4 protein-coding genes are annotated in these 7009 nt (G+C 64.8%); 1 reads left to right on the top strand and 3 read right to left on the bottom strand.

Annotation, left to right across the window (positions count from 1 at the left end):
* Positions 1–1588 (bottom strand): M14 metallopeptidase family protein (locus VJ655_RS16745; RefSeq protein WP_324113040.1); only part of this gene is annotated, 1588 nt, incomplete at its 3' end.
* A gap of 207 nt (positions 1589–1795) precedes the next feature.
* Entirely contained in the window at positions 1796–4582 is a 2787-nt protein-coding gene (locus VJ655_RS16750) for a TonB-dependent receptor (RefSeq protein ID WP_324113041.1), read from the bottom strand.
* Between the two features lie 561 nt (positions 4583–5143).
* Here VJ655_RS16750 and manD point away from each other — a divergent pair.
* Positions 5144–6355, top strand: a complete 1212-nt coding sequence (gene manD, locus VJ655_RS16755; RefSeq protein WP_324113043.1) for a D-mannonate dehydratase ManD — start codon at positions 5144–5146, stop codon at positions 6353–6355.
* 42 nt (positions 6356–6397) lie between these two features.
* Here manD and VJ655_RS16760 read toward each other — a convergent pair whose 3' ends face one another.
* Complete coding sequence (locus VJ655_RS16760; protein ID WP_324113045.1) at positions 6398–6790, bottom strand: VOC family protein; 393 nt, start codon at positions 6788–6790, stop codon at positions 6398–6400.
* Positions 6791–7009 lie beyond the last annotated feature (219 nt).

Raw genomic sequence — 7009 nt, forward strand, 5'->3', positions numbered from 1 at the left:
TAACGTCGTAGGGCGCCTTGGGCGGGCCGCCCGGATATTCCAGGTCGTGCGGGTGGTCCTGGGGCTCGAACATGTCGAGGATGTGCGGGCGATAGGCCTGAGCGGTGCGGACGACATAGGAGCCGGCCGGATAGGTCTTGCCCGCGATCGTGAAGGCCTTGTCGGCCTTGTCGACGTCGACGCCGGTCTTGATCAGGGCGTTGAGGAAGGCCGTGACCGTCGGCATGTCGGCCTGGTCGGCGGGGATGACGTAGGCGCGCGGATCGCGCGACTCCGGCGTCTGCAGCACCGTCTTGTACAGGCTGGGATCGATCGCCGCGCCGTAGGGGCCAGGCTTGCCCTTGCCGGCCGCGGCCAGGGCCTCGACCCGGGTCGGGGTGGTGGTCCAGCTGTCGGTCGAGCCGCGCTTGATGCTGTTGTCGCCCATCTTCCAGATGGCGAAGAGCAGGCGCTCGCGGTTGCGGGCGGCGTAGTCGATGACCGCCAGGTTCATGGTCATCTGGTAGTCCAGCGAGTCCTGGAGGCGCCAGGTGCGCGGCGCGATCGGCGCGGGGCGGTCGTTGCCGGGCAGTTGCAGCTCGGGCACCAGGTTGACCGTGGTCGGGGTCGGGCCGCCGATGATCTCGGTCAGCAGGCCGATCGAGTTGTGGAAATAGGCGACCGACCGCTCCATGCCGTTGTGCCAGGTGGAGTAGGGGGCGGCGCTGCGCGCGCCCGAGCCTGGCTTGTCCTCGGCCACCAGGCGGCTGTGCATGGCCATGCCGACTTCCTGCAGCTCGGTCATGACCAGCGGGTCGTAGTTGAAGTTGAACGGGTCGCGGAACGGCGGGACGAACACCACCATGCCGTTCGGGCCGGTCTGGTGCTGGTTGTAGATGATCTGCGGGTACCACTCGCGGAACAGCTGCTTGTTCACGTTGGTGGTCTCGGCCATGGCCGACATGAAGCTGTCGCGGTTGTTATCGTGGCCGACATACTTCTGATAGAGGCGCGGCAACGAACCGAACTCGCGCTTCTTCGGATCGGCGTTGCGCATGTACCAGTCGCTGACCAGCTCCATGCCGTCGGGATTGTCCTGGGCGAACAGGATCACGCAGTCGTCCAGCAGGCGCAGGGTCTCGGGATCCTTGGCGCTCAGCATCCGGTGCAGGACCTGGATCTGGCCCTGCGAGGTGATCGTCTCGCTGGCGTGCAGGCCCGCGTCGATCCAGACGATCGCCTTGCCCTCGGCGGCCAGCTTGGCGGCCTCTTCCTTGGAGAGGCCCTCGGCCTTGGCCAGCTTGCGCGAAATCTCCTTGTAGCGGTCCAGCTTGGCCAGGTTGGCGGGCGAGGAGACGATCGCCATCCACTGGGTGCGGCCTTCCTCGGTCTTGCCGATGTCGACCAGCTTCATCCGGTCGGACTGACCGGCCAGGGTCTTCAGATAGGCCTCATAGGCCGTGTAGTCGGCCAGGAAGTAGTCGCTGCCGACCGGCTGGACAAAGGCCTTGTCGGGCGGCGTGATGTCGGCGGCGATCGCCGCTCCGATCCCGCCGAAAGCCAGCACCACGCCAAGAGCCGCACCGGCCATCGCACCGCCACGCGTCATCGCATCACCCCGTAAGCCCGTCGGCCGCCGACAGCAGGCGCCGCTCCTCTTAGACTGACGGAGCTGGATCGGATTTCCGCATCCGGAGCAACGACCGGACGCGCCCATTTTTTTAAGGAGCAATGAAAAAGGGGCCGTCCTCGCGGACAGCCCCCTTCCATCTCATCGGACCATACTCACGCGGTCCGTACGCGAGATAGCTCTGACCTAGTACTTCAGGCGGACGCCCACCCGGAAGTAGCGGCCCACGGCGCCCGACTGCGAATAGGTCGGGTTCCAGTTCACCGCGGCGTAGTTGGCCGGGTTGAACATCGGGCCGGCGTCGAACAGGTTCAGCACGTCGGCATAGACCGTCGTGTGTTCGGTGACATCATAGGCGCCGGTCAGATCGAAGGCGTAGAAGTCCTTCGTGTGGCACTTGAAGTCTTCCGTGCCGTACAGGCACGACTGGTCGCCCTGATAGCTCTCGTCGATCGACCGCAGGCCGCTGACATAGTTCAGCGTGCCGGTGATCGTGGCCGGACCGCGCGTGAAGGTGTTGCTCCACGAGGCGCGGTACTTCGGGGTGCCGGCGCCCGACGACAGCACGTACGGCGCCTGCTTGCCGACGTAGTTATACGTCGTGCCGCCTTGCGTGTACTTGAAGTCGAACAGGACGGTGGCGTCCAGGTTGCTGGTCCACTTGATGTCGGCCGGCAGGTACATCGTGTTCTGGACGTTCAGGTCCATGCCGCTGGTCCGCAGCGAGTCGGCGTTGATGTACGGCGACGACACCGACAGGATGCGGGGCAGGGCGTTCGGGGCGTCCGGATCCGGCAGGTCCGGGGTCACCACGAAGCCGGCCGGAATGGCCTCGCCGGCGTAGTAGGCGGCGATGGCGTCACCCGCGCTGGCCTGCGCGATCACGTCGTTCTTCTTGATGTGATAGTAGTCCAGCGAAACGCTGAAGCTGCGGGTCGGGGCCCAGACGGCGCCCAGCGTGTAGCTGGTCGACTTCTCGGGCTTCAGGTCCGGATTGGCCGCGGTGATGTTCGAGAGCGAGTAGGTCTTGGTGTACTCGCTGGCGCCGTGGGCCGCGATGAAGTCCGGGTAGTTCGCGAACGAGAAGTTCGTGAAGCCCTGGCTGGCCGAGTCGCCCGATTCCGAGAACGACGGCGCGCGGAAGCCCTTCGAGACGGTGGCGCGCAGGGCGACCGTCTTGATGGGCGTGTACTTGACGCCGATCTTCGGGGACAGGTTGTCGCCGAAGTCCGAATAGTGGTCGTAGCGACCCGAGACGTTGACCTCGAGGTTGTCCAGAACCGGCATGCCCAACTCGGCGAAGGCCGAGGCGACCGTGCGGTTGCCGATGGTGCGGGCGTTGCCAAGGCCTTGGGCGTCGTTGACGGGGTTCAGGGCCGGATCGTTGACCGCTTCGTAGCGGAACTCGCCACCGATACCCAGCTGGGCGGGGCCGCCCGGCAGGTTGAACACCTCGCGCGAGGCCTGGGCGGTGATCGCGTCCAGATCGCTGGTCGAGGTCTTGGCCAGGACCGGAGCCAGGGTGTTGCGAACGGTCTGGCTGTTCTTCGACGGGTCGATGAAGTTGTAGGTCCCGTTCTTCACCGCATCGATCAGCGCGTTGTAGCTGATGAAGCCGTTGTTGGCGCTTTCCAGCCAGCCGTGGGCGATGACGACGTTGGCCTTGTAATCCCAGCCCGCCGCGTTGCCGTCCACGCCGCCCGTGATGCGGGCCATGCGGTTGGTGTAGTTGGCGCTGTTGGGAATATCGCTGAAGCGATAGCGGATCAGGGCGTCATAGCCTTCCGCGGCGAAGGGGTTGTTCGGGTTCAGCTGACCGTTCGACAGCCGCGCCGGCAGCACGATGTTCGACAGGTTGTGCGGCGTCGACGACGAGATCCCGCGCGGCGCGCCGGTGGTCGAGGTCTTGGATTGCACGAAGCTGGCCGCCAGGTAGGCCTGGAAGTTGTCGCTCGGCTTGATCGTGAAGCGGCCGTAGGCGCCGACACGTTCCTGCTTGGGCTGGACGTCGCCGTACAGGCCGGTGTTCTGGGCGCAGTAGCTGCCGCCGGCCGAGGTGGTCAGCGGGGCGTCGGCGCCGCAGGTGCGCAGCGGTTGCCACAGGGCGCCGGCCAGGGCCGAACCCGTCGAGATGTCGCCCGGCTTGGTCATGGTGGCGCGCTTGACCTGGCCGTAGATCGTGCTGCCGCCGGCGCCCGGGTTGTCGTTGGTCCCGCCCGGAATGCCGGAAAGGTCGAACGTGTCGTACGGATAGCCGCGCTGGTCGATGCGGATGCGCTTGTCCAGCTGGTACTCGACGTCCAGGTACATGTTGTACTTGTCGGTATCCAGGTCGCCGTGGCCGATCTCGCCGTTGAAGCGATACTGGTCGCCGCCGCCGTGCTCGGAGGTCCCGACCGACAGGTCCGCGCCCATGCCCTGGAAGTTCGACTTCATGATGATGTTGACGACGCCGCCGATGGCGTCGGCGCCGTACAGCGACGAGGCGCCGTCCTTCAGGGTCTCGATGCGCTCGACCGCGTTGAACGGGATGGAGTTCAGGTCGACGAAGCTGCGCTGGCCGTCGTCGGCCAGCGGGTAGCTGGCGTTCCGCAGGCCGTCGGTCAGGACGAGGGTCGAGTTGACGGTCAGGCCGCGCAGGGCCACGCCCGTCGAGCCGGCGGCGAAGCCGCTGCCGAAGGCGGCCGGGACCGAGCCGGAGTTGTCGGCCGAGAGGCTGCGGATGGCGTCGGCCACCGTCGTGATGCCCTGGGCCTTCAGCTGCTCGCTCGTCTGGACCGTGACGGGCGAGGGGGTGGCCGAGTCGGTGCGGCGCAGCAGCGAACCGGTGATGACGACGGCCTCGATTTCGTTCTGGTCGCTCGGCGTCGCGGGGGCGGCGGTCTGAGCGTTCGCGGCGAAGCCAGCCAACGTGGCCACGCCCACGATCATCGAAGTCGCCAGCAGGCGACCCCGGGTAATCTCGTACTTCATTGTCGATCCTTCCGGGTCGCCTTCGTCGGCGTGATCGCCGGCGCGGCCCGATGCAAGATGAGGTTTCCCGTCGCGATCCGGCGGTTACTCGCGGCATAGGAGTGCTGCGACAACATGGTCAATCGTTTGAGAGAAACTGTAATGTTATTGTCGTTTAGCTGTCACTTTCAGGCAACGCATTCGCCTAAATGCGGCTGAAATGAGTTTCAATATTGTCCAAATCGAAACATTACGGAAAGTTATAGTTTCAATCGTGGCCGGTGACTCAAAAAGCCCTGTTCGAAGAACATGAAATTTTGTCCATGTTCTGGGACATCGATTTTCAATAACGCCATCTATTTATAATCATTGATATTCGATCAGGGCGTTTCTTGCGTGATGCTGGCCCGGCGATCTTGTTTCGCGCGCTCCAGGGCGTCGATCAGCAGGTTGTCGATCACCCGTCCCGAATGTTGACGCACGCAGCGTTGCGGGCGATGGCCGACCGCCGGTCTGGTATGTTGTCTGATGAGTTGCTAGGATTGGTCAGGCCAATTTTCGCCGCGCTTAACGACTAGGTCCATGCTGAAGATCATCGACGCCAAGGTCATCGTCACCTGCCCCGGCCGCAATTTCGTGACCTTGAAGATCACGACGGAAGACGGCGCCACCGGCGTCGGCGACGCCACCCTGAACGGCCGCGAGCTGGCGGTAGTCAGCTATCTGCGCGACCACATGATCCCCTGCCTGATCGGCCGCGACGCGCACCAGATCGAGGACACCTGGCAGTTCTTCTATCGGGGCTCCTACTGGCGCGGCGGCCCGGTGGCCATGAGCGCCCTGGCGGCCGTGGACATGGCGCTTTGGGACATCAAGGCCAAGGTGGCCGGCCTGCCGCTCTACCAACTGCTGGGCGGCGCCAGCCGGGTCGGCGTCACCGTCTACGGCCACGCCAACGGCGAGACGATCGACGAAACCATCGCCGAGGCGGTGAAGTACAAGGCGCTGGGTTACAAGGCCATCCGCCTGCAGACCGGCGTGCCGGGCCTGGCCAGCACCTACGGCGTCTCGGGCGACAAGATGTTCTACGAGCCGGCCGACAACGACCTGCCCACCGAGAACGTCTGGTCGACCGCCAAGTACCTGAACCATGTGCCGCAGCTCTTCCAGAAGGCCCGCGAGGTCCTGGGCTGGGATGTCCACCTGCTGCACGACGTCCACCACCGGCTGACGCCGATCGAGGCCGCGCGCCTGGGCAAGGATCTGGAGCCCTATCGCCTGTTCTGGATGGAGGACTCGGTTCCCGCCGAGAACCAGGCCGGCTTCCGCCTGATCCGCCAGCACACGACGACGCCTCTGGCCGTCGGCGAGATCTTCTCCGGCATCTGGGACTGCAAGACCCTGATCGAGGAGCAGCTGATCGACTATCTGCGGGCGACGGTGCTGCACGCAGGCGGGATCACCAACCTCAAGAAGATCGCCGCCTTCGCCGACCTGCACCACGTCAAGACCGGCTGCCATGGCGCCACCGACCTGTCGCCGGTGACCATGGCCGCGGCGCTGCACCTGGGAATGGCGATCCCGAACTTCGGCCTGCAGGAGTACATGCGCCACACGCCGGAAACGGACGCCGTGTTCCCGCACGCCTACGCGTTTGCCGAGGGCATGCTGCATCCCGGCGATCAGCCCGGCCTGGGCGTCGACATCGACGAGGCCCTCGCGGCCAGGCATCCCTACAAGCGCGCCTACCTGCCGGTGAACCGGCTGGAGGACGGGACGATGTTCAACTGGTGACGGGCTTGGGAGGCGCGGCGGCGGCTCCCGCTCGCGGCGACGCTACTGCGCCGGGCCGACCCGGAAGGCGCACAGCTTGTTGCCGTCCAGGTCGCGGAAATAGGCGGCGTAGAACGCCTGGTCGCCCTCGGGGCCGCGCACGCCGGGACCGCCCTCGCATCGTCCGCCCAACGCCATGGCCTTGTCGTAGATGGCGTCGACCTTGCCGCGCTCGTCCATGACCAGGGCGATCATCGTCCCGTTGCCGGAGGTGGCGGTCTGACCGTCATAGGGCGCGCCGACGCCGAACATCTGCTGACCCCAGTTCGCGCCCCAGGCGCATCCCCCGTTCGGGAATTCCATCAGGCGCTTGATCCCTATGGCTTCGAACAGGTCATCGTAGAAGACCTTGGCCTTCTCCAGGTCGTTGCTGCCAACCAGGGTGTATCCGATCATGGTCGCCTCTCGCTTTTGCGGCGAAGGTTGGCTCAGCCTCGGAATGGAGGCCAGCGGGAAATTTCGCCTGAGAGATAAAGCTTCGCCGTTAAATCGTGCGGGAATAATGTTCAATTATTCTCGTAGCGCGATGAAAAGAAAATCTCCATTTCCCCTTTTTTGGCGCGGATTTCATGTAAATATCTTCGCGTAATGTCGGGTTTACGACTTACATATATT

Origin of the sequence: Caulobacter sp. (genome assembly GCF_035254145.1) — a bacterium.
Lineage (GTDB): Bacteria > Pseudomonadota > Alphaproteobacteria > Caulobacterales > Caulobacteraceae > Caulobacter.

Bases quoted from the DNA above. Each gene is read 5' to 3' on its own strand.
- VJ655_RS16760 (WP_324113045.1), bottom strand. From the start codon at position 6,790: ATGATCGGATACACCCTGGTTGGCAGCAACGACCTGGAGAAGGCCAAG.
- VJ655_RS16750 (WP_324113041.1), bottom strand. From the start codon at position 4,582: ATGAAGTACGAGATTACCCGGGGTCGCCTGCTGGCGACTTCGATGATC.
- manD (WP_324113043.1), top strand. From the start codon at position 5,144: ATGCTGAAGATCATCGACGCCAAGGTCATCGTCACCTGCCCCGGCCGC.